The following is a 21600-nucleotide window of genomic DNA, read 5'->3' on the forward strand; positions in this document are numbered from 1 at the left end:
GGTCGACGAACGGGGCGGTCCGCCTAGCGGCGCGCGCTGAACGCCACCGACGCCGCGAAAACCACCAGCACCCCCGCCAGCCCGGCCATGCCCACACCGAGCGAACCGGCCGCGGCGAGCGCGCCGACGAACAGTGGGCCGCCCGCGTCGCCCAGTTCGCGGCCCGCCTCGGCCGCTCCCATCGTCTGGCCGAGGCGTTCCGGTGGCGTCGCCGCGGCCAGGTGCGCGAACCCGATCGGCGTCGCCAGGCCGGTTCCGGCGCCGATGGCCAACGCGGCCACCAGGAGTCCGGCGATCCCCGGCAGCACGATCGCCGACGCCAGGCCGAGCGCGGCCAGGACGAGCCCGGCCACAATGCCCGTCGCGTCGCCGATGCGGCCGGCGTCGCGGGCCCGCCCGGCCCACGGCTGGACCAGCGCTCCCGCGGCCGCCAGCAGGGACACCACCACCCCCGTGACGAGCGGCCCGAGGCCCGCGGCGGCACCGGCCACGGGCAGGAACCCCACTCCCACGGCGACGGCCGCCGTCGCGCCCGCGAGGGTCGCGGTCGGACGGAGAAACCCTCGGGTCGCGAGCCGGCGCGCGAGGTCGAGGATCGTCTGCCGGGTCCGGGGCAGCGGCTGCACGACGGGGACGGCCGCCGCGGCCCAGGCGGCGACCGCGAGCGCGAGCCCGCCGAGCGTGCCGAACAGCAGTGCGTACCCGCCGAGCGTGATCAGGACGCCGCCCAGCGCCGGGCCGAGCGTGTAGCCGAGGCCCTTCCACGCGCCGTAGCCGCCGAAAGCGCGGCCGTGGCCGGTCTTCGGCGCCAGCCGGGCCACCAGCGCCCCCGCGGCCGGGGAAAACGCGGCCGCGGCGGCCCCCTGCCCGAGCCGCGCCAAGCCGACCAGCGCGGGATCGCCCGCGAGCACGAAGGCCGTCGACGCGACGGCGAACGCCACCAGCCCGCCCAGCAGCACGGGCCGCGGCCCGACGCGGTCGGCCAGCGCCCCGAACACCGGCTTCAGCACGATCTCGGCGCCGTCGTAGACCGCGAGCAGCAGACCCAGGGTCAGCAGGGACGCGTGTTCGCCTTCGGTGTAGCCGCCGAGCCCGGCGGCGATGCTGTGGGCACCGAACGCCGTGACGAACCCGGCCGCGTAGACGGGGACCAGCCGCTTGTCCATCACTACCTCGTCACGGCCGGGGCGGCCCGTCGATGCCCGGGAACACGGTCACATCTGGTGCAGGGCGCGGAAAACCCGGTCGGTGTACTCGGCCAGCCGCTCGGCGCAGTGCTTCAGCCGCTCGTCGGCGTCCGGCGCGGCCGGGGCGCCGAAGACGTCGCGGGCCTTGATGTCGCGGTGCCACCGGCGCAGCCGCTCCAGGCTCTGCTCTTCCTCTTCCAGCTCGGCCATCGTGAACTTCCCGACGCGGATCTCCTTGTCGATCTCGGCGTCGAACTTGCCGCAGTCGGCCAGGAACTCCGCCCACTCCTCGGTGCGCTCCGCGGTGAACAGCGCCTCCAGGCGGGCGGCGTCCGGCGCCGACCGCCCGGTCGCGTCCAGCACCAGGACCTCGCCGTCGCCGCGCCCGGCCAGCTCGACCACCCGGGCCACTCCCCCGGCGAACACCGGCGCGTCCGGCACGGCCCAGGCGCCCTGGCCCAGCGACAGCGCCCCGACGCGCCGAAGCTCGCGCCAGACGGCGACGCGGTGGCGGCTCGGCTCGGCCGGCACCCGCACCACGAGCACCGACCACCGGGGAAGGTCAGTCACGGGGACGAATGTAGCACGTGTTACATCATGAGACGTGCTCCTGCGGACGCAGGGCGTCGACGATCAGGTCGAGCAGCCTCCGGATCCGCTCCGCGTCCTGATCGGCCGAAGTGGACAGGAACACGCCGAGCAGCATCAAGGTGACGTCTTCCGGGTCGACCCCGGCGCGCAGCGTGCCCGCGAGCGCCCCCGCGTCGAGGATCGTGCCGATCGCCGCGGTGATGCGCCGGCGCGTCGCCGGGGTCGCGATGCGGCCGGAAGCCAGGCTCGCGCGCAGGACGTCGCCCATACCGCGCTTCGTCTGCACGAAAGCCGCGTAGCAGTCCATCCACGCGCGCAGCGCGGCGTCCGGCGGAAGCTCCCCGAGCAGCGCCGGCGCGCTCGCGGTGACGTCGTCCAGTTCGGCCGCGTAGACGGCCTCGACGAGCGCCTCCCGGGTCGGGAAATGGCGGTAGAGCGTGCCGATGCCGACGCCGGCCTCGCGGGCGATCGCCTCCAGCGCGACGGTCCCGTCGGCGATGGCGAAAGCGGCCCGCGCGATCGCGACGAGCTTTTCCCGGTTGCGCCGCGCGTCGGAGCGCACCGAGCGGCCGGGTTCGGGCGAAGACAAAACGGAGGCACCTCCGGTTGTGCTACTGTCGGTTTAACGGAGGTTCCTCCGCTTGACCATCATCGCACGAAGACGGGACTACGCATGCCTTCCACCGAAAGTGCCCCGCGACCGGGTGGCGCCGGCACGCTCGCCGGCCGGACCGTCGCCCGCGTCGGGTACGGGGCGATGCAGCTCGAACGCCTCCACGACGACCGCGACGCGGCTGTCGCGCTGCTGCGCCGAGCCTTCGACCTCGGCGTCGACCACGTCGACACCGCGCAGTTCTACGGCAACGGCTTCGTCAACGAGGTCATCCGGGCCGCCGTCCGGCCCGGGGACGACGTCCTGGTCGTCAGCAAGGTCGGCGCCGACCCCGACCCCGGCGGCCCCGTCCCGCTCCGCTTGGCGCAACGCCCCGAGCAGCTGCGGGCGAGCGTCGAGGACAACCTGCGGGCGCTCGGGCTCGACCGGATCCCGCTGGTGAACCTGCGCCGCGCGGACCGCGGGCCCGGCCTGGTGGCCGAGGGCGACCAGGTGGTCGACCTCGACGACCAGCTCGCGGTGATGACGGCCCTGCGCGACGAGGGCAAGATCGGCGCGATCGGGCTCAGCCACGTGACCTCCGACGCCCTGCGCCGGGCGCTCCCGGCCGGGATCGCGTGCGTGCAGAACGCCTACAGCCTCGTCAGCCGCGAAGACGAAGACTCGCTCGAACTCTGCCTCGCGGAGAACATCGCCTGGGTGCCGTTCTTCCCGCTCGGCGGCGCTTTCCCCGGCCTGCCCAAGGTGACCGACGAACCGGCGGTGCAGGCGGCCGCCCGGGAGCTGGGCCGCACGCCGGCGCAGGTCGGGCTGGCCTGGCTGCTGCACCACGCCCCGAACGTCCACCTCATCCCCGGCACCGCGAGCGCGGATCACCTGGCGGGCAACATCTCCGCCGGCGACATCGTGCTCGACGCCGAGACGCTGGCCGCCCTGGACGCCGTCCCGTCCCGGTCGCTGGGCGCCACGCTCGGCTGACGCCAGGGCGGGCCGGTTCACCCCGAGGTCCAGCAATGCTTGCCCCGCCCGGGCGGGGTACTCACGTGCCGAAGTCGCCGACCTCGGCGTAGGCGCGGACGATCGCGCGCGGGTCGTCTTCGGAGCCGACGACCCGCGCCGCCGCGGCGCTGCGCCAAGCCGCCCACTACACGGCTTCCCCAGCCGGCTAGGGAAGCCCGACCACCGTCCGCGGCGTCAACCGGCCCTTCTCCGGATCCCGGGTGATCTCCCCCGCCGTGACCGCGGACGTCAACGCCCCGAGGGCGTCCTCCGGGCGGTAGATCGTCTCCAGCAGCGTGAACCGCTGCAACTCGCCGACCGGACACCCGCCCCGGCGCGCCAGTTCTGCCAGCAGGGCTCGCCGCAACCGCAGCAGCTGTGGCGTCAGCGAGATGTCGACCAGGGTCCCCTCGGCGTCCCGCGGGTCGCGGTAGCGGATGCCCGCGAACTCGTCCACCGCCCACAGTTCGCTCTTGAACGTCGCCAGGTGCTTGACGTCCGCGGTGACGAACACCAGCACGCGCGCTTCGCCGTCCTCCGCGACCAGCTCGACCGAGCACCCCTGCTCCGGGTGGTTCCCCGCCGGGGCGGTGATCAGCACCTCGTGCCCCTTGCCGCGGGCCATCGGTGCGACCAGCGGCCACGCCTCCGGACCGTCCAAATGGGTCAGCACGGGCCCGGTCAGCCCGAGGTCGCGGGGATCTTCGGCGACGCGCACCGCCAGGCCCGCCGGCACTCCCGCGGGCACCGCCGAACCGACGATCACCAGCTCCAGGTGGTGATCGGCGAGCCGGTCGGAGAACTCGCCGAACACGCGGAGCGCGTCGGCCGCGAAGCCGCCGCACTCGACGTACGTGCCGCCGCGCTGGGAGCGCAGGGCCGTCGCCGTCCACGCGTCGAGGTACCGGACCAGCACGTCCCGCTCCACCGCGGCGTGCTGGTCGAGGCGCCCTGCGCGCTCGGCCACGTCCCCGGTTTTACCGCAGCAAATCGCTTCGCACCAGGGCCGGTACCCCGATAGGCTCTGCCGATGTCGATCACCGCGGCCGACGTCGAAGACACCGTGCGGACGACCACCGCGACCCTCGCCGGAGCGCGCGGCGGCGACTGGGACGCCCGCGCCGGCACGATGGACTGGACCTGCTGGGAAACCGTCGAGCACATCGCCGACAACTTCTTCTTCTACGCGGCCCAGCTCGGCCCGCGGGTCGCCGACACCGGACGTTCGGTGCCGTTCGCGTGGGCCCAGCACCGGGAAGGCGGCCCCGGCCTCGTGCTCTTCGCCGACCGCGCCGCCGGTCCGGCCGGGCTGCTGCGGTGCGTGGACGCGTGCGGCGCGCTCCTGGTGGCCATGGTGCGCACCACGCCGCCGGACGTCCGCGCGCACCACGACGACGGCGTCCTCGACACGGCGGGCTTCGCCGCGATGGCCGTCGGCGAAACCCTGGTGCACATGCACGACGTCACCGAGGGGCTCGGTCTCCCCTGGACGCCGGACGCCGACCTCTGCCGCCGCCTGCTCGCCCGCTTCTTCCCCGGTGCCCCGGCCGACACCGATCCGTGGTCGACGCTGCTGTGGGCGACCGGGCGCGGCGAACTGCCCGGCCACGCCAGGCGAACGGACTGGCGGTGGGGCGTTCAGCCCTCCGGGTAGAACAGGAACAGCGTGCAGCCGGTGGCGCTCGCGGGCACGTGCCACGTGCCCGCCGGCGCGTGCAGGAACGTGCCCGCCGGGTGCTCGCGCGCGCCGTCGTCGAACGTGCCCGCGGCGACGTAGACCTCCTCCGGCCCGGGTTCGTGGACGTCCCGGCGCGGCCACGACGTGCCGGCGTCCATCTCCAGTACCCCGGCGTGCGCGCCGGTGGGCCCGGTCCACAGTGGACGGAACCGGATGCCGGGGAACAGTTCGCGGACGGGTGCTTCCCGGACGGTGGCCCAGGTGTAGCCGTCCTGCTCGAGGATCTCGGGGTGCATGAGCGCCACGATGCCCGTGCCGGAGGGGCCGGGCCAGTGTCCGGGAAGACACTTCGGGGTACTTTCCTGCCATGCATCGCGTGGTGGCCCTGGTGCGGCCGGTGCAGTCGACGTTCGAGCTGGGCTGTGCCGCCGAGGTCTTCGGCACGCCGCGGGCGGGCGTGCCCCGGCACTACGAGTTCGAGGTGTGCGCGGAGACGCCCGGGCCGGTGCCGACGACGGCCGGGTACGCGATGTCCGTCTCGCGCGGCCTGTCCGCACTGGACCGCGCCGGCACCGTGATCATCCCCGGCTGGGCCCCGGTCGAGGCCTCCTTGCCGCCGCGCGCTGCTGCGGGCCCACGCCCGCGGCGCGCGGCTCGTCACCATCTGCTCCGGCGTGTTCGCCCTCGCCCGCACGGGCCTGCTGGACGGCCGGTCCGCGACGACCCACTGGGGCCGCGCCGAGCAGCTGCGGCGCGAGTTCCCCGAGGTGCGCGTGGAGCCGGACGTGCTGTACGTCGACCACGGCGACGTCGCCACCAGCGCCGGGGCGGGCGCGGGGATCGACCTGTGCCTGCACCTCGTCCGGAAGGACCACGGCGCCGCGCACGCCGCCCTGGTCGCGCGGCACATGGTGATGCCACCGCACCGCGAAGGCGGCCAGGCGCAGTTCGCCCCGCCTCCCCCGCCCCCGGACGCCCTGGACGGCCTGCTGGCCTGGGCGGGTGACCGGCTCGGGACGGCGTTGCCGGTGCGCGACCTGGCCGCGCACGCCGGTGTCTCGCCCCGCACGCTGGCCCGGCGCTTCGCCGAGAAGCTCGGCACGAGCCCGGGCGCGTGGCTGCTGGCCCGCCGGGTGACGGAGGCCCGCACGCTCCTGGAGGAGACGGACCTCCCGGTGGAGGCGATCGCGGCCCGGGTCGGCCTGACTTCGGCGGTCAACCTGCGCCGCCGGTTCCGCGCTCAGGTGGGGACGACGCCCGGTGCCTACCGGCGGGCATTCCGCACGCCGTAGCCGCACGACGTCCCAAGCCCTGGGCGCGATTGCGTCCGGGTGCCGGCAAGGGGTCCACTCGGCGCATCCGCTTCTCCGCCGGAAGGATCACCATGTCGGTCACCGACGAGCTCCTGGCCAACAACGCCGACTACGCCGCGAACTTCACCGGGCCGCTGCCGCTGCCGCCCGCCAAGCACGTCGCCGTGCTCGCCTGCATGGACGCGCGCATCAACGTCTACGGGGTGCTCGGCCTGAACGAGGGCGAAGCCCACGTGATCCGCAACGCCGGTGGCGTGGTCACCGAGGACGAGATCCGTTCGCTGGCCATCAGCCAGCGACTGCTCGGCACCGAGGAGATCATCCTCATCCACCACACCGACTGCGGCATGCTCACCTTCACCGACGACGACTTCAAGAAGTCGATCCAGGAGGACGTCGGCGTCAAGCCCGCCTGGGCCGCGGAGGCGTTCAGCGACCTCGACGAGGACGTCCGCCAGTCGATCGCGCGGATCAAGAACAGCCCGTTCGTCCCGAAGAAGGATTCCGTGCGGGGCTTCGTGTTCGACGTCGCCACCGGGAAGCTGGCCGAGGTCGTCTGACCGGGCGACCGGTCACCGGCGGCTGACCGCGGCGGCCGCGGCCAGCGCGACCGCGAACACCACGTAGGAAGCGAACAACCCGCCGGCCGAGCTCAGGGTGCCGCCGATCGCGCGGCCCAGGAGCTGGCCGACGCACTCGGCCGTGATCACCGCGGTGGCCAGCTCGGTCGCGGTGAGACCGCCCGGCCCCGCGGTGGTCGCCCGGACGTACAGGCCGGGATAGGCGAGCCCGACGCCGATCCCGGCCGCCGTCCACGCGGCGAGCACCACGGCGAACGGTGCGCCGGTGGCCAGCACCGCCGTGCCGAGGGCGGTCAAGCTCAAGCCGGTGGCGGGGAACCGTCGCGCGAACAGGCTGGTCACCGCCCAGGCGAGCGGCGCCGCGCTCAGGACGATCGCGGCTTGGCCGAGGCCGGCCCCGTACCCCGTCGTCAGCAGGACGGTGATCAGGCTGTCGGCGCCGAAGTAGCCGACGGCGAACAGGACCATGGCCGCGAGCGCGGCGGGCGTCCCGGGCCGGAGGCGGGCCGTTCCCGCCGGCAGGATCGCGACCATCCCGGCCGCGGCGACCACCGCGCCGGCGAGCGCGAGCGGCCACCACCCCGCGCTCAGCACGACGCCCGCCGCGCCCAGCGGCACCAGCAGCGTGCGTCCGAGCGGCCGCGTCGCGGCGTCGGCGGGCGGGTCGTCGCGGACGGCGCGCACGACGAGCAATCGTCCGAAGAGGACGAACGGCACCGGCACCAGCAGCGTCCAGCGCCACCCCACGAGGTGGTCCAGGCCGAGCGTCGCGGCCGGACCGACCAGTGCGGGCCCGATCCACATCGCCGACGACGCCGCGATCACCCGCAGGCGCAGCCGCTCGTCGAGGTGCCGGATCGCGGAGCTCACGCCGAACACCGCGAGCAGGCCACTGGCGAGCCCGGTGCACAGCTGCCCCACGGCGAACGCCCACGCGCCCTGGGCGGTGGCCGCCACGACGAGGCCGCCGACGTAGGCGAGCATCCCGGCGGCGAGGGTGCCCCGCGTGCCGAGCCGGCCCAGCACCCGGCTCGCCAGCGGGAGCGCGACGAACAACCCCAGGGTCGAGCCGGCGATCAGCAGCCCGAGCCGGTCCTCCGCGGCCAGGTCCCGGGCGACGACCGGCAGGAGCGTGGAAGCGACGAAGCCGGTGACCGCCGCGGCGAACTCGAGCGCGACGATCCCCACCGCGAGGAGGAGCGTTCCCCGCGGCAGCACGGTCATGTGTACAGCTCGCGGTCGTACGCGTTGATCTGCACCGGGACGCCGTCGGGATCCGGGACGCGCAGCGAGCGCCCGAACCCTTCGTCGAGGACGGGCCCGGGTGCGTACCCGGCCGCCCGCAGCCGGTTCGCGACGTCTTCCAGCGGCTCGTCGGTCTCGAAGGCCAGCTCGCAGCGGCCCGCGTCGCCGCGGTGGAGGGCCAGCATCCCGGCGTCGGCGGGCATCTCGACCCAGCCCCCGGGCCGCGACACCGGCCCGGGCGTCAGGCCGAGGACCGCGTAGAACCGCGTCATGGCCTCGACGTCCGAGCTGTAGCGGATCGGCAGCACTCGCATCACGGGCGTTCCTCGCTTCGTCGCAGGTGGTCCTCGAGCACGCGCTCGACGTAGGCCGAAAGGGATTCGTCGGCGTCGACGGAGGCGTGCTTCACCCGCCGGATGAGCTCGGCCGGCAGGTAGACGCTGAACTGCCGCTTGGCGTGGTCGGGCATGCCCACATGCTAGCAAATGAGCTTACCCGCAAACCCGGGAAAGAAACGTGCGCTCTCAGCCTGCTCGAGCGGCCGACTCGTTCCGCCTCATCGCGCCGCCGATCAGCAGCGCCAAGCCGTTCGCCAGGGCCGGGGCCAGGTCCAGGTGCAGCGCCGCCAACGCCGGGTCCACCTCGTACGCCGCGAGCGCGCTCGGCGAGGGCCGGCAGTGCGTCCACAGCCCACCGGTCAGGATCATGGCCAGCAGGCACACTGACGCCGCCTCCTCGCCGACCTCCGGCACGTACCGGCGGACCTGCTCCGCCATCGCGCCGAGCCCGGCCAAGGCGGACCGCTTGAAGCGCACGACGGCGCCGGTGGACACGTTGTGTTCCAGAACACCCGCCTGCGCGCCGATGAGGTCGCACAGCACCGTGCGCCTCGCCAGCGAGTGGGCCACGACCGCTGCGAACCGCTCGGCCCGCTCGCCCGCCGGCCGGTCCGGCTCGACTCCCGCGGCCAGTTCGCCGGCCAGTTCGGACAGCCAGTCCGACAGCGCCCGGTCGAGCAGCTCGAGCAGCACCGCCTCACGGGATTCGAAGTAGCGCAACACATTCGACTTCGCGAGCCCGACCCGCCTGCTGAGCTCGTTGAGGCTCACGTCGGCCACCGGCATCTCGTCGAGCATCGCCAGCGCCGTGTCGAGGATCGTGCGGCGCCGTTCCTCTCTCTGCTCGGCGCTGCGGGCCCGCTGGAACGTCATGCCATCCAGCCTAACGCCCGGCGGGCGAAATTGAAGACCGGCAGTCTCTTGACAACAGACCGACGGTTCCTTAGCGTCGTCCTCATAACAGACCACCGGTCCGAAAGGGCCGCCACGGAGGGAACCGCCATGGGCGAGAACTGGACCGAACGCGACGTCCCGAGCCAGAAGGGCCGCGTCGCCGTCATCACCGGGGCCAACACCGGACTCGGGTTCGACACCGCGAAGGTGCTGGCCGAGCGCGGCGCGACGGTCGTGCTGGCCGTCCGCGACGTCGAAAAGGGCAAGCAGGCCGCCGCCCGGCTCGGCGCCAACGCCGACGTCACGGTGCAGCAGCTGGACCTGGGCTCGCTGGACTCGGTCCGGGCCGCCGCGGCCGACCTGCACGGGACGCTGCCGAAGATCGACCTGCTCATCAACAACGCCGGCGTCATGTACCCGCCGAAGCAGACCACGCGGGAGGGCTTCGAGCTGCAGTTCGGCACGAACCACCTCGGGCACTTCGCGTTCACCGGCCTGCTGCTCGACCTGCTGCTGCCGGTCGAGGGCTCCCGCGTGGTGACGGTCGCGAGCATCGCCCACCGCATCCGCGCCTCGATCCACTTCGACGACCTGCAGTGGGAGAAGTCCTACGACCGCGTCGCGGCCTACGGGCAGGCCAAGCTCGCCAACCTGATGTTCGCCTACGAGCTGCAGCGCCGCCTCGCCCCGCACGGCACGACGACGTCGATCGCCGCCCACCCCGGCGTGGCGCGCACGGAGCTGATGCGCAACACCCCCGCCATCGCCCGCGCGCTCTTCCCGCTGGTCGCCCCGCTGTTCACGCAGAGCTCGGAGCGCGGCGCCCTCCCGACCCTGCGGGCGGCGACCGACCCCGCCGCGCTCGGCGGCCAGTACTACGGCCCCGCCGGCGTGGGCGGCTATCGCGGGCGTCCGCAGGTGGTGGCGTCCACCCCGCAGTCCTACGACGCCGGGATCCAGCAGCGCCTGTGGGCGGTTTCGGAGGAACTGACGGCGGTCAAGTTCCCGGTCGGCTGACGACCCCGCGGAGAAGGCCGGCGCGACATTCCTCGAGCGCGCCGGCTAGAGCCAGTCGTGCTCGCGGGCGTAGCGCGCCGCTTCGTGGCGGGTGCGGGTCTGGGTCTTCTGCATCGCGTTGGACAGGTAGTTGCGGACCGTGCCCTCCGCCAGGTGCAGCTGCCCCGCGATGTCGGCCACCGAAAACCCCTCCCGCGTCGCGCGCAGGACGTCGAGCTCGCGGTCGGTCAGCGGGCAGTCGTCGACGACCGCCAGCGCGGAGACGTCCGGGTCGATCCAGCGCTTGCCCGCGTGCAGCGTCCGGATCACCGACGTGATGTGCGCCGGCTCCGCCGACTTGCTCACGAACCCCTGCACGCCCAGCTTCAGCGCCTTCCGGAGCACACCGGGGCGGGCGTGGCGGGTCAGCATCAGGATCACCTGCTCCGGCCGCGCGCGCCGGATCTCCGCGACGGCGCCGAGACCGTCCACAGTGGGCATTTCGAGGTCGATGACGAGCACGTCCGGGCGGTGCCGCAACGTGGCCGCCACCGCTTCCTCGCCGTCTTCGGCCTCGGCGAGCACCGTGATCTCGCCCTCCAGCGGCAGCAGCGCCGCCAGAGCCTTCCGGAGCAGGGCTTCGTCGTCGGCGAGCACCACGGTGGTCATCGGCCGTCCTCCCGGGTCTTCATCGCCGGGAACGTCGCCGCCGTCAGGAAGCGGCCGTCCGTCCGCGACACTTCCAGCTCGCCGCCGTTCTCCCCCAGGCGGTGCCGCAACGCCGAGAGCCCGCTGAGCTCGGGCGGCCCGTCCTCGTTCGCGCCGTCGTTGACGATCGCGATCCCGCACCGGGACAGGGTGATCCGCACCTGCCGCGCCTGCGCGTGACGCAGGATGTTGGTCGTCGTCTCGCGCAGGACCTGGCCGAGCAGCTCTCCGACCCGATCGTCCACTTCGGACTCCCGCTCGACGCGCACGTGGATGCCCGCCGCCTCGAAGAGGTTCTTCGCGTTCTCCAGCTCGGCGGAGAGGTTGAGCCGGCGCTGGGCGTAGGCCAGCTCCTTGGTCTGCACGATGGTGTCGCCGACCAGGCTGCGCACCTCCACCAGCTCCTCGCGCGCCCGGTCGACGTCGCTGTCCAGCAGCTTCTCGGCGAGCGCGACCTTCAGCTTCACCACGTGCAGCGTGTGGCCCTGGATGTCGTGCAGGTCGCCGGCGAAGCGCACGCGCTCCCGGATCACGGCCAGCTCCGCCTCCCGCTCGCGCGACTGCTCGAGCTCCGCGATCAGGTCGAAGAACCGCTGGCTGGCGAACATGAACGCGGTCGAGATCAGCATGGCGACCGCGGGCACGGCGACGTACTGCACCAGCCGCGGCCCGACGCGGTCGTCGTGCACCAGCAGGTTCGCCGCACCCACGACGGCGACCAGCGCGCCGAGCCCGAAGAGGGCCGCGATCCGGTGGCGGCGCAGCGGCGGGATGAGGAACGACCCCACCAGCGACAGCCCGTAGAACGCGGCGCTGTCGTCGGTCAGCGCCCCGGCCAGCCAGACCACGGCCGTGACGACCAGGCTGGGCCGCGCGACGCGCAGGTAGTCGCCCGCGGTCCAGCGCTCGGCGGTCGCCAGCGCCGCGACCAGCCCCACGAGCTGGATGACGACGTGCCACCAGGTCCGGGCGGTGAACACCAGCAGCAGCACGCCGACGAACGCGAGCGGCGGGATCGTGGTGATCAGGTTGATCCGGCGCAGGCGTTCCTGGACCGCCCCGCCGGTCCAGGAGCTCCTGCGCGCGATCGTCGGCACCTCCATGATCCGAGCGTATCGGGCCGGGCGGGCCGCACCAGTGACACTGCGTCATACATCTGGGTGACGTCAGCACACTGCCCGGCGGCGGCGCGGTCCGCTGGAATCGGAGCATGTCCACGACACCCGTCATCGACGTCGATCGCCTGAACCTCACCTACGGCGGGTTCGCCGCCGTCAAAGACCTTTCGTTCCAGGTGGAACGCGGGGAGCTCTACGCGCTGATCGGCACCAACGGCGCCGGGAAGACCTCGACCCTCGAAACGGTCGAAGGTCACCGCGCGCCGTCCTCGGGCGCCGTGCGCGTGTTCGGGAAGGACCCCCGCGACCGCGCCGCGGTGCGGCCGCGGATGGGAATCATGTTGCAGGAGAGCGGGTTCTCCCCCGACCTGACCGTGCGGGAGACCGTCCGGCTGATCGGGGGCCTCACCGAACGCACCGACGACGTCGGCCGCGTGCTCGGCGTCGTCGACCTCACGCGCAAGGCCACGACGAAGGTCGGCCAGCTTTCCGGCGGCGAGAAGCGGCGGCTGGACTTCGCCACCGCCGTGTACGGCACCCCCGAGCTGGTCTTCCTGGACGAGCCCACCACCGGCCTCGACATCCAGTCCCGCGACGCGCTCTGGGACGCGGTGGACCGGCTGCGCGAGGACGGCTCGACCGTCGTCCTGACCACCCACTACCTCGAAGAAGCCCAGCAGCGCGCCGACCGCATCGGGCTCATGCACCAGGGCGCCTTCCACCGCGAGGGCACCGTCGCCGAGCTGACGCGGACCCTGCCCGCCACCATCCACTTCGGACTCCCGCCGCACGCGCCGTCGCCGCCGCTGCTCGCCAAGCGCGGCGCGGACGGCAAGTTCCTCGTCGAGACCTTCGGCCTGCAGAAGGACCTGCACACGCTGCTCGGCTGGGCGCAGGACAACGCCGTGGAGCTGCGCGACCTCCAGGCCGGGCCGACCCGGCTCGACGACGTCTTCCGCGCCATCGACCACTCCTGAGAAGAGGACCTCTGCCATGCTCACGATCGCTCGTGGCGAGCTGATCCAGATCTTCCGCAACCGCCTCGTCCTGGTCACCGCCCTGGTGCTGCCGGCCGCGCTCAGCGCGTTCTTCATCGCCAAGCACGACCTCTTCACCGAAATCGGCAGCCTCGGCTACATCGCCACGCTGGCCCTGTTCTTCGTGGCCGGCATCGGGCTCTACACCACGACGGTGACCACCCTGGCGTCCCGCCGCCAGAACCTGTTCCTCAAGCGCCTGCGCTCCACCGCGGCGGGCGACGCCGGCATCCTCGGCGGGCTGCTGCTGCCGATCACCGTGCTCTCGGTGCTGCAGATCGCCGTCATCCTGGGCGCGCTCGCGATGGTCGCCGGGTCGCCGGCGGACCCGCTGCTGCTGGTCGTGGCCGTGGTGTCCGTCGTGGCCATGATGCTCGCGCTCGGCCTGGCCACGGCCGGCCTGACGAACTCGCCCGAACACGCGCAGGTCACCACGCTGCCGGTCAGCCTCGGCGTCATCGCCGTGTCCGGCTGGGTCGGGGTCACCGGCACCGGGGACCTCACGCTGCTCAAGCGCCTGCTGCCCGGCGGCTCGGCGACCGAGCTGGTGCTGAACGCCTGGAACGGCGGCGTCCCGCTCTCCGACTCGCTCGTCCTGTTCGGACCCACCCTGGCCTGGGTCGTCGTCGCCGTCGCGCTGGCCACGCGGCTCTTCCGCTGGGAACCGCGCCGCTGACCGGCGGCCGGAACGACAAGAGGGGAACTCCGATGCGCAAGACCTTGCTCGCCGCGGCCTTGGCCGTGTTCGGCACGACCGTCCTGGCGCCGGCGGCGTCCGCGGCACCGCTCGACTGGGGCCCGTGCCCGGCCGGCGCCTTCCCGACGCCGGACCTTCAGTGCACGACGATGAAGGTGCCGCTGGACTACCGGAACCCGGACGGCCGCACGATCGACGTCGCGGTGTCGCGGCTGCCCAGCAAGAACCCGGACAAGCGACGGGGCGTGCTGCTGACCAACCCGGGCGGCCCCGGCGGCGAAGGGCTGGACTACCCGCAGCTGCTGAAGCTCGTGAAGCTGCCGCAGAGCGTGCTCGACGAGTACGACATCATCGGCTTCGACCCGCGCGGCGTCGGGCACAGCACGCCGGTGACCTGCGATCTGACCCTCGACCAGATGATGGTCGGGAACCTGCCGTACGCGAACGGCCCGGCGGACGTCGTCAAACAGGCGGCGGTCGCGAAGGCGGAAGCGAAGCAGTGCGCCGACGCCGGGACCGGGCCGATGCTGCCGTACGTCACGACGGCGAACACCGCGCGGGACATGGACCGCATCCGCGCGGCCCTCGGTGAGTCCACGGTGTCCTATCTGGGTGCGTCCTACGGCACGTACCTGGGCGCGGTGTACACGAGCATGTTCCCCGAGCGCAGCGACCGGTTCGTGCTCGACAGCAACCTCGGGCCGGGCGGCTACGACATCGACGCGATGCGCAACTTCGGCCGCGGGATGGAGGACCGCTTCCCGGACTTCGCGAAGTTCGCCGCGGCCCACCCGGAGTACGGGCTCGGCACTTCGCCGGCGCGGGTGACCGCCAAGTTCCACGAGCTGGCGGCGCGGCTGGACCGGAAGCCGGTCGAGGGCATCACCGGATCGCTGTTCCGCGGCTTGACGTTCGAGGGGCTGTACAGCACGAACCTGAAGCCGCTGGCGGAGAACTGGCAGGCCCTCGACCAGGGCCGGGCCCCGAAGACGCCGGGCCTGACGCCGGACGATTCGGCCGAGAACCTCTTCGCGGCCCGGTTCGCCGTGCTGTGCGGGGATTCGTCCTGGCCGAGGTCGGTGGCGGGCTACCAGGTGGACGTGGCGATCGACCGGATCCGCTACCCGCTGCTCGGCGCGGCGACGGCGAACATCGCGGCGTGCGCGTTCTGGCCGTCGGCGCCGGTGGAGCCGAAGGTGCGGATCACCGGCCGCGGGCCGGCGAACGTGCTGATGGTGCAGAACGAGCGTGACCCGGGAACACCGCTGGCGGGCGCCCGCAAGCTGCGCGCGGCCTTCGGCGACCGCGCCCGCATGGTGACGATCGACCAGGGCGGCCACGGCGCGTACCTGTTCGGGCCGAACGGGTGCGGCAACACGACGGTGACGGAGTTCTTGGTCAGCGGCTCGCATCCGGCGCACGACAGGTATTGCGCCGCCGAGAACCGCTGACCTTCCCCGGAGCCGCGCCGCGAGCAGGGGTGCTCGTGGCGCGGCTCCTCAGTCCGCTGCCACCTGGATGATCGTCTTACCCGGCACGCGACGCCGCCGGGCGAACGCGTCGGACGCCTCCGCCAGCGGCAGCTGGAGCGTGGGCCGGTCCACCGCGGTCACACCGGCTCGGCTCTTCAGCCTGCTGCCATGCGGATGCTCCTCCCGCCGGGGACTCGACGCCGCCGGGCGAACACGTCGGCCGTCTTGGTGAACGGGTGCACCGCTCCGACCGGAGACGTCAAACTACCGCCCCGCGCTCGCCGAGCCAGATCCGCGAACGTGGCGTGGGTCCACCACGGCCACACCCGCTCGGCTCCTCAGTCCGCTGCCACCTGGATGATCGTCTTGCCGGGGGTGCGACGCCGCCGGGAGAACGCGTCGGACGCCTCCGCCAGCGGGCGCACCTCTCCGACCAAGGGCTTCAACCGTCCGTCACGCACCCGCTGGGCCAAGTCCGCGAGCCGGACGCGGTCGGGTTCGACCACGAAGAACACCGCGCGGCCGTCCTTCGGCCGGACCGTCGGGGGCTCGGCGATCGTCACCAGCGTGCCGCCGGGGCGTACCAGTGCCGCCGACTTCGCCAGCACCTCGCCGCCGATCACGTCGAGGACCACGTCGGCCTGCTCCTCCAGGTCGGCTTCCGGCTCCTGGAAGGCGTGGGCGCCGAGGCCGAGCGCCAGGTCGCGGTCGGCCGCGCGGCCGGTCGCGATCACCCGGGCGCCCGCCTCCGAGGCGAGCTGGACGGCGATCGATCCCACCCCGCCGGCGGCGCCGTGGATCAGCACGGTCTGGCCGGTGGTGAGCCCGCCGTGGTCGAACAGCCCTTGCCACGCGGTCAGCCCGGAGATCGGCAGTGCCGCGGCCACGGTGTGCTCGATGTCCGCCGCCAGCGGCGCGAGGTTGCGCGCCTCGACGGCGGTGTATTCGGCCAGGGAGCCGTCGCGCGTCCAGTCCGCGAGGCCGAAGACCCGCTGGCCGACGGTCAACCCGGTGGTGCCGTAACCCAGCTCGGTGACGACGCCGGACAGCTCGTGCCCGGGCACGCTGGGCGTGCGGTCGCGACCGGCGCGGTCGGTCCACGTGGCGGGCCAGGTGAGCTCGCCGGGGGTGAAACCGGCCGCGTGGACCCGCACGACGACGTCGTTCTCGGCGGCGTGCGGGTGGGGCAGGTCGGTCAGGGTGAACCCGGCGACGCCCGCGTCGCGGTCGGTGACGGTGATGGCTTTCATGGTTTCTCCGCTTCAGCTCGGCCAGGCGGAGCCGAGGACGCGCTCGACGGTCGTCGTGCGCCGGTAGCCCGGGAGGAAGTGTTCGATGACGTCGGCGTTCACGGTGCCGTTGGTGGTGTCCGGGCGGTTCTTCTGACCCTCGAAGTAGGCGGCCAGGAACTCGTTCTTGAAGTCGCCCCGCGGGTGCGCGGCGACGATCTCCGCCACCCGGCCGTCGTCCAGCTCACCGAGGCCGAACCCGACGATGTCGGTCAGCACGCCGAAGTGCGTCGTGGCGATCTCCGGGCCCATCCGGCCGGGGATGCCGGGCGTGGTGTGCAGCGCGATCGCCGTCCAGACGGTCTCCGCGGCGGCCGCGGAGAACCCGCGGTCGAGCAGGAACCGGCGCCCGTGGTCGGCCCCGTCGACCTCGAACCGTTGCTCCGCCTCGGAAAACGGGGTCGCGAGGCCGGTGTCGTGGAACATGGCCGCCAGGTAGAGCAGCTCGGGGTCCGGGTCCGCGCCCAGGCGCTCGGCGTGGATCCGGCCGAAGAAGTAGACCCGGCGCGAGTGGTGGTAGACGAGCGGCCCGGCCGTCGCCTGGAGGTGCCGCGTCGCCTCGGCGACCGCAGGGGTGTCGGGGACCTCCACGCCCGCGATGACTTCGGTCATGACTCCCGCCTTCCGGTTCGGGCTCGAGTGCCCGGTGCGATCGACGGTAGCCCTCGATTCAGTTACGTGCAACATCTGTAACGTAACCCACGTACCCGAGCTCGCCGCACGCGCCCGGCGACGACCGGGCGCATGCGGCGGGCGGGCTCACTTCGTGGAGGCGATGAAGTACACGACGATGCCGATCAACGCGAGGACTTCGCTCAGCACGAAGGTCGAATAGCCGATCGTCTGCAATTTTCCTCGCGCTTCCGGCTGACGGGCGGTACCATTGATGACGGCCGCGAAAATGAGGCCGACACCGATTCCCGGGCCGATCGCGCCGAGCCCGTAGCCGATCGCGGCGAGGCCGGGATTGATGTTGGCGGTCTGGGCCAGAACAGCGTCGTTCATGGACGTTCCCCTTTACTTCTTGGCGCACCGGACAAGAGAACTGCGCAGCTGCGTCGAAAAGAGGGATTTCACCGGAACCAATGGTTCGAACACGGCAAGGATATCAGAAAACGGCAGGAAACGTCCTTGCACGGAATGCGTTACCGCGTTTCGCCCACAGCGAAGAAGCCGGGCGGGATCAGTCCTCTTCAGTCTCCGCGGAAAGGAAAGCCGCCAGGTCGTCGGTGAACCGCAGTAGCAGGTCGAAGAAAGTCCGGCGGTCCGCCGGGGCCCACCCGGACAGCGCGTCGCCGAACCAGCCGAGCAGGGTCGTGACGTACCGGCCGGCCAGGTCGGCGCCGTCCGGGGTCAGCTCGACCAGGCGGGCGCGCCGGTCGTCGGGGTCGGCCAGGCCGCTCACCAGCTTGCGCCGTTCGAGCACGTGCAGGTGCCGCGTGACGTGCGGCCCGGCGACCTGCATCCGGTCCGCGATCTCGCCGACGCGCATCGCCTTACCGGTCATGTGCAGAGCCAGCAGGATCGACAGCCCGGGCCGGTCGAGGTCGGCGCCGATCTGCTTCATCGCCCGCTCCCCCAGGCCGCTGCGGTTCATCAGGTTGCCCAGCTGCACGAGCCGCGGCAGCACGGAACGCAGCTCGTCACCGGCGTCTGTGGCGGCCATCACACCTCTTAGATAGCTAACTTAGGTATATAGTTACGTCATACCGCTGATCTTCTCCGGCATTGTCGCACCCGCAACATAGATACCTAACTTAGCTATCGGGGGTCACCATGAACACCACACCACGGTCCGTCCTGATCTCGGGCGCGAGCATCGCCGGCCCCGCGCTGGCCTTCTGGCTGCGGAAGGCCGGGTTCGCGGTCACCGTCGTCGAGAAGTCCGCCACGATCCGGGACGGCGGCTACCCGATCGACGTCCGCGGCACGGCCCTGGACGCCGCCCGGCGGATGGGAATCCTCCCCCGCCTGCGGGACCTGCACATCGATTCCCGCCGGCTGACCTTTCTCGACACCGACGGCAGCGAAGTGGCTTCGCTGGAGCCCAACGCGATCGTCGGCGGCATCGACGGCGAAGACGTCGAGGTCCGCCGGGGCGACCTGACGAGCACGCTGTACGACCTGGTGCGCGACGACGCCGACTTCCGGTTCGAGGACAGCATCGAGACCCTGGCGCAACACGCCGGCGGCGTCGACGTCACCTTCCGCAGCGGCCGCCAGGCCACCTACGACCTGGTGTTCGGCGCCGACGGCCTGCACTCGGCCACCCGCGGGCTGGTCTTCGGCGACGAAAAGCAGTTCCACCACTACCTGGGCTACAGCTTCGCCGGCTTCACCATGCCCAACGACTTCGGCCTCTACCGCGAGGGGCTCGCGTGGAGCACCCCGGGCAAGGGCGCGGCGCTCTACGCCGTCCTCGAAAGCAAGGACATCCACGGTTTCCTGGTCTTCGCCAGGACGGACCCGCCGATCGAGGCGTTCCGGGACCCCGAGGCCCAACGCGATCTCGTGGCCGCGACGTTCGCGGGCGAGGGCTGGGAGATCCCGCGCATGGTCACGGCGATGCGCGAAGCCGACGACCTGTTCTTCGACGTCGTCAGCCAGATCCACCTGCCGCGGTGGACGGACGGCCGGGTCGCGCTCGTCGGCGACGCCGCCCACGCCCCGTCCTTCCTGACCGGCCAGGGCACCAGCCTCGCCCTGGTCGGCGCGTACGTGCTCGGGCACGCCCTGGCCACCATCCCGGACCACGCGGCGGCGTTCGCGGCCTACGAGAGCCGGTTGCGCGGCTTCGTCGAACGCAACCAGGCCCTGGTGGGGGAAGGCAAGGCCACGTTGTTCCCGACCACGGCGGAAGCGCTCGAGCGGCGCAACGCCGCGCTCCGGCAGCTCACGAAGGCACCGGCGCCCACGCCCCGGCCCGAGCACTCGGCGCTCACACTGCCGGACTTACCCGGCTAGAAGGCCTTCAGCACGCTCGCGAGGATGATCGCCGCGCACACGATCCCGTTGACGATCCGGTGGTCCACCAGGATGGCCGCGAACTCGCGCAACGTCGCGCTCGGCCAGAAGTACCACGCCGTCGGGGCGCCGATCACCTGGCCGTTCACCTTCACCTCGCGGGCGATCAGGGCCGCGCGCAGGACGTGGAAGTTGTTCGTCACCACCACGCAGCGGTAGCCCGGCTTTCGCGAGCGCATGAGCCCGGCGCTGAAGGCCAGGTTCTCGCGCGTGGTCCGGGACCGGTCTTCGAGCACGATCCGCTCGCGGGCGACGCCGTGGGCGACGAGGTAGTCCGCCATCGCGTGCGACTCCGGCAGGTCCTCCCCCTGCCCCTGGCCGCCCGAGGTGACCAGCAGCGGCGCGCGGCCCTTGCGGTCCTCGGCGGAAAGGACCCGCACCCCGCGGTCCAGCCGGCCGGCCAGCAGCGGTGGCACGTTCTTGCCGCCGAGCAGGCCGGAACCCAGCACCACGACGAAGTCGAGCGGGCGGCGGCTGCGGACGCGGCCGTAGACCAGGGAGTACAGCAGGAAGCAGACGAACAGGAACGACGCGTACGCGACGATCCCGTCGACGCTGTCGCGGACCGCTTCCAGGGGCGCCCAGCCGAGCTGCCCGACCACGAAGCCGAAGACGATCAGCGCCACGATGCCGGCCCCGGCGGCCAGGGACAGCAGGTTCGCCGGGCGCCGGCCTTCGCGGCGCAGCATCGTCACGCCGTTGCCGATCAGGAACACCGCGAGCACCACGATCGTGAGGGGGATCAGCGCGAACAGCCCGAACGCGACGATCGCCGCGGCCTCCGGCGAGATCGACGCCAGCAGCGCGAGCAGGGCGAGCCCGAAGAACGCGAGCGCGAAGAACAGGTAGAAGCCGTTGCGCAGCTTGCGGCGGTCGAGCAGGAAGCTGATCAGGAAGACCGCGAAACAGAAGACGGCCGCGGCGAGCGGGAGCAGCGCCGGGTTCACGCGATCTCCAGCCGGCGCCAGGTCGCGAGGAACACCAGCGCCGCGGCGATGGACCCGAAGGAGGCGAACGAGCTCGCCGCCAGGTAGACGACCCAGGCGTTGTCCCGCACGGTTTCGTCGTAGCCGCCGCCGATCAGCGCCGCGCCGAGCAAGAGGGTGCCGAGGGCCAGGAACACCGCTCCGCCGAGCGCGGCGAGGGTCACGACGAGCACCCGCGGGATCCGGCGCGGCCCGTCGTTCCGGTGCACGGCCCCGCGACGCGCGAGCCACCACGACGCCAGGCAGGCGAGCCCGAGGGCGATCGCGTCGGCGGCGAGGGTGTCGGAGAGCCGGTGCCACTTCGCCGTCACCGTGTACGCGCCGATGCCGACCGCCCAGGAGAGCAGGAGCACCAGCGTCACGCCGCGCCAGCGGTAGGGCACGACGAGCAGGGCGGCGAACAGCACGGTCATCGCGATCGCGGTGTGCCCGCTGGGCAGGCTGTTCTCGGCGTAGTGCCCGGTCAGCGGCACGAGCGACGGCCGGGGCAGCACGTACCGCTTGAGCACCTGCGTCACGAGCTGCCCGGCCACGATCACGCCCACCGCGGCGAAGGCGAGGTCCGCCCGCCGGCGCAGCAGGCCGACGAGCGCGACCACCACGACGGCGGCGGCCAGCGAGTACACGGTGATCCGGCTCAGGGTGCCGTCGGCGGCGGCCTGGTCGCGCGCGGCGGCTTCGTCGGCTCCGCGCAACGCGGCGTTCTCCAGCGCCTGACCCGGAACCGTCCGGACGGCGAGAAAGTACACAGCGGCCAGGACGACAGCGCAGACGGCCGCGATGACCAGCCAGCGACGGGCGGGAACCAACCGGGACCTCCACCAGGTGACGCAC

General features: G+C 72.6%; 25 protein-coding genes and 1 pseudogene. 9 read left to right on the forward strand and 17 right to left on the reverse strand.

Annotated features, from left to right (window positions below; translation table 11 throughout):
- Positions 1-23: 23 nt before the first annotated feature.
- The 3 genes from ABZ342_RS10955 to ABZ342_RS10965 are packed head-to-tail and all read right to left on the reverse strand — an operon-like array spanning position 24 to position 2367.
- Positions 24-1166 (reverse strand): MFS transporter, encoded by a 1143-nt coding sequence (locus ABZ342_RS10955; protein WP_360471327.1) that lies wholly within the window; start codon positions 1164-1166, stop codon positions 24-26.
- 48 nt (positions 1167-1214) lie between these two features.
- The gene (locus ABZ342_RS10960) at positions 1215-1757 is read right to left on the reverse strand and encodes a Chromate resistance protein ChrB (RefSeq protein ID WP_360471330.1); all 543 of its coding nucleotides are present in this window, start codon (positions 1755-1757) and stop codon (positions 1215-1217) included.
- Between the two features lie 25 nt (positions 1758-1782).
- Complete coding sequence (locus ABZ342_RS10965) at positions 1783-2367, reverse strand: TetR/AcrR family transcriptional regulator (protein WP_360471333.1); 585 nt, start codon at positions 2365-2367, stop codon at positions 1783-1785.
- An 84-nt stretch (positions 2368-2451) separates the two neighbouring features.
- Between ABZ342_RS10965 and ABZ342_RS10970 the strand changes: the two genes are divergently transcribed.
- The gene (locus ABZ342_RS10970; RefSeq protein WP_360471336.1) at positions 2452-3369 is read left to right on the forward strand and encodes an aldo/keto reductase; all 918 of its coding nucleotides are present in this window, start codon (positions 2452-2454) and stop codon (positions 3367-3369) included.
- A gap of 187 nt (positions 3370-3556) precedes the next feature.
- Here the strand turns inward: ABZ342_RS10970 and ABZ342_RS10975 are convergent, their stop codons facing one another.
- A complete protein-coding gene (locus tag ABZ342_RS10975) occupies positions 3557-4357 on the reverse strand; it encodes a hypothetical protein (protein ID WP_360471338.1) in 801 nt (266 codons plus the stop codon).
- A 63-nt stretch (positions 4358-4420) separates the two neighbouring features.
- On the opposite strand from ABZ342_RS10975, the gene ABZ342_RS10980 reads away from it, so the two are divergent.
- Positions 4421-5044 carry a maleylpyruvate isomerase N-terminal domain-containing protein gene (locus ABZ342_RS10980; protein ID WP_360471341.1) on the forward strand — a complete coding sequence of 208 codons (624 nt, stop codon included), beginning with the start codon at positions 4421-4423 and terminating at the stop codon, positions 5042-5044.
- On the opposite strand, the gene ABZ342_RS10985 is transcribed toward ABZ342_RS10980, so the two are convergent.
- Positions 5029-5364, reverse strand: a complete 336-nt coding sequence (locus tag ABZ342_RS10985) for a cupin domain-containing protein (protein WP_360471344.1) — start codon at positions 5362-5364, stop codon at positions 5029-5031. The genes ABZ342_RS10980 and ABZ342_RS10985 overlap by 16 nt on opposite strands.
- A gap of 71 nt (positions 5365-5435) precedes the next feature.
- On the opposite strand from ABZ342_RS10985, the pseudogene ABZ342_RS10990 reads away from it, so the two are divergent.
- Positions 5436-6360, forward strand: a pseudogene (locus ABZ342_RS10990) (helix-turn-helix domain-containing protein).
- A 92-nt stretch (positions 6361-6452) separates the two neighbouring features.
- Positions 6453-6941, forward strand: coding sequence for a carbonic anhydrase (locus ABZ342_RS10995; RefSeq protein ID WP_360471347.1), 489 nt, complete (start codon positions 6453-6455; stop codon positions 6939-6941).
- A gap of 12 nt (positions 6942-6953) precedes the next feature.
- Here ABZ342_RS10995 and ABZ342_RS11000 read toward each other — a convergent pair whose 3' ends face one another.
- The 4 genes from ABZ342_RS11000 to ABZ342_RS11015 are packed head-to-tail and all read right to left on the reverse strand — an operon-like array spanning position 6954 to position 9418.
- Positions 6954-8186: an MFS transporter gene (locus tag ABZ342_RS11000; protein WP_360471349.1), complete on the reverse strand. Its 1233-nt coding sequence runs from the start codon at positions 8184-8186 to the stop codon at positions 6954-6956.
- A complete protein-coding gene (locus ABZ342_RS11005) occupies positions 8183-8521 on the reverse strand; it encodes a VOC family protein (protein ID WP_155547091.1) in 339 nt (112 codons plus the stop codon). Before ABZ342_RS11005 ends, ABZ342_RS11000 begins: the two co-directional genes overlap by 4 nt.
- A complete protein-coding gene (locus ABZ342_RS11010) occupies positions 8521-8676 on the reverse strand; it encodes a CopG family transcriptional regulator (RefSeq protein WP_360471353.1) in 156 nt (51 codons plus the stop codon). The genes ABZ342_RS11005 and ABZ342_RS11010 overlap by 1 nt, the downstream gene beginning before the upstream one ends.
- Before the next feature lie 55 nt (positions 8677-8731).
- Positions 8732-9418, reverse strand: a complete 687-nt coding sequence (locus ABZ342_RS11015) for a TetR family transcriptional regulator (protein WP_360471355.1) — start codon at positions 9416-9418, stop codon at positions 8732-8734.
- A 129-nt stretch (positions 9419-9547) separates the two neighbouring features.
- Here ABZ342_RS11015 and ABZ342_RS11020 point away from each other — a divergent pair, with 129 nt between their 5' ends.
- Positions 9548-10456: an SDR family NAD(P)-dependent oxidoreductase gene (locus ABZ342_RS11020; RefSeq protein ID WP_155547088.1), complete on the forward strand. Its 909-nt coding sequence runs from the start codon at positions 9548-9550 to the stop codon at positions 10454-10456.
- Positions 10457-10501: 45 nt separating this feature from the next.
- On the opposite strand, the gene ABZ342_RS11025 is transcribed toward ABZ342_RS11020, so the two are convergent.
- Together ABZ342_RS11025 and ABZ342_RS11030 are read right to left on the reverse strand one after the other, a co-directional pair.
- A complete protein-coding gene (locus ABZ342_RS11025) occupies positions 10502-11104 on the reverse strand; it encodes a response regulator transcription factor (protein WP_284740782.1) in 603 nt (200 codons plus the stop codon).
- Entirely contained in the window at positions 11101-12246 is a 1146-nt protein-coding gene (locus ABZ342_RS11030) for a histidine kinase (RefSeq protein ID WP_360471357.1), read from the reverse strand. Before ABZ342_RS11030 ends, ABZ342_RS11025 begins: the two co-directional genes overlap by 4 nt.
- Positions 12247-12353: 107 nt before the next feature.
- Here ABZ342_RS11030 and ABZ342_RS11035 point away from each other — a divergent pair, with 107 nt between their 5' ends.
- The 3 genes from ABZ342_RS11035 to ABZ342_RS11045 are packed head-to-tail and all read left to right on the forward strand — an operon-like array spanning position 12354 to position 15446.
- Positions 12354-13238: an ABC transporter ATP-binding protein gene (locus ABZ342_RS11035; protein WP_360471359.1), complete on the forward strand. Its 885-nt coding sequence runs from the start codon at positions 12354-12356 to the stop codon at positions 13236-13238.
- 16 nt (positions 13239-13254) lie between these two features.
- Positions 13255-13974 (forward strand): ABC transporter permease, encoded by a 720-nt coding sequence (locus tag ABZ342_RS11040; RefSeq protein WP_360471362.1) that lies wholly within the window; start codon positions 13255-13257, stop codon positions 13972-13974.
- Positions 13975-14006: 32 nt separating this feature from the next.
- Positions 14007-15446: an alpha/beta hydrolase gene (locus ABZ342_RS11045; protein ID WP_360471364.1), complete on the forward strand. Its 1440-nt coding sequence runs from the start codon at positions 14007-14009 to the stop codon at positions 15444-15446.
- A 359-nt stretch (positions 15447-15805) separates the two neighbouring features.
- On the opposite strand, the gene ABZ342_RS11050 is transcribed toward ABZ342_RS11045, so the two are convergent.
- The 4 genes from ABZ342_RS11050 to ABZ342_RS11065 form a co-directional block, all read right to left on the reverse strand.
- Complete coding sequence (locus tag ABZ342_RS11050) at positions 15806-16717, reverse strand: NADP-dependent oxidoreductase (protein WP_360471366.1); 912 nt, start codon at positions 16715-16717, stop codon at positions 15806-15808.
- A gap of 12 nt (positions 16718-16729) precedes the next feature.
- Entirely contained in the window at positions 16730-17368 is a 639-nt protein-coding gene (locus ABZ342_RS11055; protein ID WP_155547081.1) for an HD domain-containing protein, read from the reverse strand.
- 147 nt (positions 17369-17515) lie between these two features.
- Positions 17516-17761, reverse strand: a complete 246-nt coding sequence (locus ABZ342_RS11060; RefSeq protein WP_155547080.1) for an ATP F0F1 synthase subunit C — start codon at positions 17759-17761, stop codon at positions 17516-17518.
- Positions 17762-17939: 178 nt separating this feature from the next.
- A complete protein-coding gene (locus tag ABZ342_RS11065; RefSeq protein ID WP_155547079.1) occupies positions 17940-18422 on the reverse strand; it encodes a MarR family transcriptional regulator in 483 nt (160 codons plus the stop codon).
- A 110-nt stretch (positions 18423-18532) separates the two neighbouring features.
- Between ABZ342_RS11065 and ABZ342_RS11070 the strand changes: the two genes are divergently transcribed.
- Entirely contained in the window at positions 18533-19720 is a 1188-nt protein-coding gene (locus ABZ342_RS11070; protein WP_360471370.1) for an FAD-dependent monooxygenase, read from the forward strand.
- Here the strand turns inward: ABZ342_RS11070 and ABZ342_RS11075 are convergent.
- Together ABZ342_RS11075 and ABZ342_RS11080 are read right to left on the reverse strand one after the other, a co-directional pair.
- On the reverse strand, positions 19717-20727 hold the full coding sequence (locus ABZ342_RS11075) for a YdcF family protein (RefSeq protein ID WP_360471373.1): 1011 nt from the start codon (positions 20725-20727) through the stop codon (positions 19717-19719). The genes ABZ342_RS11070 and ABZ342_RS11075 overlap by 4 nt on opposite strands.
- On the reverse strand, positions 20724-21575 hold the full coding sequence (locus tag ABZ342_RS11080) for a phosphatase PAP2 family protein (protein WP_360471376.1): 852 nt from the start codon (positions 21573-21575) through the stop codon (positions 20724-20726). The genes ABZ342_RS11075 and ABZ342_RS11080 overlap by 4 nt, the downstream gene beginning before the upstream one ends.
- Between the last annotated feature and the right edge of the window lie 25 nt (positions 21576-21600).

The sequence above is a fragment of the Amycolatopsis sp. NPDC005961 genome, from assembly GCF_040629235.1.
GTDB lineage: Bacteria > Actinomycetota > Actinomycetes > Mycobacteriales > Pseudonocardiaceae > Amycolatopsis > Amycolatopsis camponoti.

Bases quoted from the DNA above. Each gene is read 5' to 3' on its own strand.
- ABZ342_RS11055 (WP_155547081.1), bottom strand. From the start codon at position 17,368: ATGACCGAAGTCATCGCGGGCGTGGAGGTCCCCGACACCCCTGCGGTC.
- ABZ342_RS11050 (WP_360471366.1), bottom strand. From the start codon at position 16,717: ATGAAAGCCATCACCGTCACCGACCGCGACGCGGGCGTCGCCGGGTTC.
- ABZ342_RS11035 (WP_360471359.1), top strand. From the start codon at position 12,354: ATGTCCACGACACCCGTCATCGACGTCGATCGCCTGAACCTCACCTAC.
- ABZ342_RS10980 (WP_360471341.1), top strand. From the start codon at position 4,421: ATGTCGATCACCGCGGCCGACGTCGAAGACACCGTGCGGACGACCACC.
- ABZ342_RS11030 (WP_360471357.1), bottom strand. From the start codon at position 12,246: ATGGAGGTGCCGACGATCGCGCGCAGGAGCTCCTGGACCGGCGGGGCG.
- ABZ342_RS11000 (WP_360471349.1), bottom strand. From the start codon at position 8,186: ATGACCGTGCTGCCGCGGGGAACGCTCCTCCTCGCGGTGGGGATCGTC.
- ABZ342_RS11060 (WP_155547080.1), bottom strand. From the start codon at position 17,761: ATGAACGACGCTGTTCTGGCCCAGACCGCCAACATCAATCCCGGCCTC.
- ABZ342_RS10970 (WP_360471336.1), top strand. From the start codon at position 2,452: ATGCCTTCCACCGAAAGTGCCCCGCGACCGGGTGGCGCCGGCACGCTC.
- ABZ342_RS10985 (WP_360471344.1), bottom strand. From the start codon at position 5,364: ATGCACCCCGAGATCCTCGAGCAGGACGGCTACACCTGGGCCACCGTC.
- ABZ342_RS11020 (WP_155547088.1), top strand. From the start codon at position 9,548: ATGGGCGAGAACTGGACCGAACGCGACGTCCCGAGCCAGAAGGGCCGC.
- ABZ342_RS11045 (WP_360471364.1), top strand. From the start codon at position 14,007: ATGCGCAAGACCTTGCTCGCCGCGGCCTTGGCCGTGTTCGGCACGACC.
- ABZ342_RS10955 (WP_360471327.1), bottom strand. From the start codon at position 1,166: ATGGACAAGCGGCTGGTCCCCGTCTACGCGGCCGGGTTCGTCACGGCG.
- ABZ342_RS11010 (WP_360471353.1), bottom strand. From the start codon at position 8,676: ATGCCCGACCACGCCAAGCGGCAGTTCAGCGTCTACCTGCCGGCCGAG.
- ABZ342_RS11015 (WP_360471355.1), bottom strand. From the start codon at position 9,418: ATGACGTTCCAGCGGGCCCGCAGCGCCGAGCAGAGAGAGGAACGGCGC.
- ABZ342_RS11070 (WP_360471370.1), top strand. From the start codon at position 18,533: ATGAACACCACACCACGGTCCGTCCTGATCTCGGGCGCGAGCATCGCC.
- ABZ342_RS10995 (WP_360471347.1), top strand. From the start codon at position 6,453: ATGTCGGTCACCGACGAGCTCCTGGCCAACAACGCCGACTACGCCGCG.
- ABZ342_RS11025 (WP_284740782.1), bottom strand. From the start codon at position 11,104: ATGACCACCGTGGTGCTCGCCGACGACGAAGCCCTGCTCCGGAAGGCT.
- ABZ342_RS11065 (WP_155547079.1), bottom strand. From the start codon at position 18,422: ATGGCCGCCACAGACGCCGGTGACGAGCTGCGTTCCGTGCTGCCGCGG.
- ABZ342_RS11040 (WP_360471362.1), top strand. From the start codon at position 13,255: ATGCTCACGATCGCTCGTGGCGAGCTGATCCAGATCTTCCGCAACCGC.
- ABZ342_RS11005 (WP_155547091.1), bottom strand. From the start codon at position 8,521: ATGCGAGTGCTGCCGATCCGCTACAGCTCGGACGTCGAGGCCATGACG.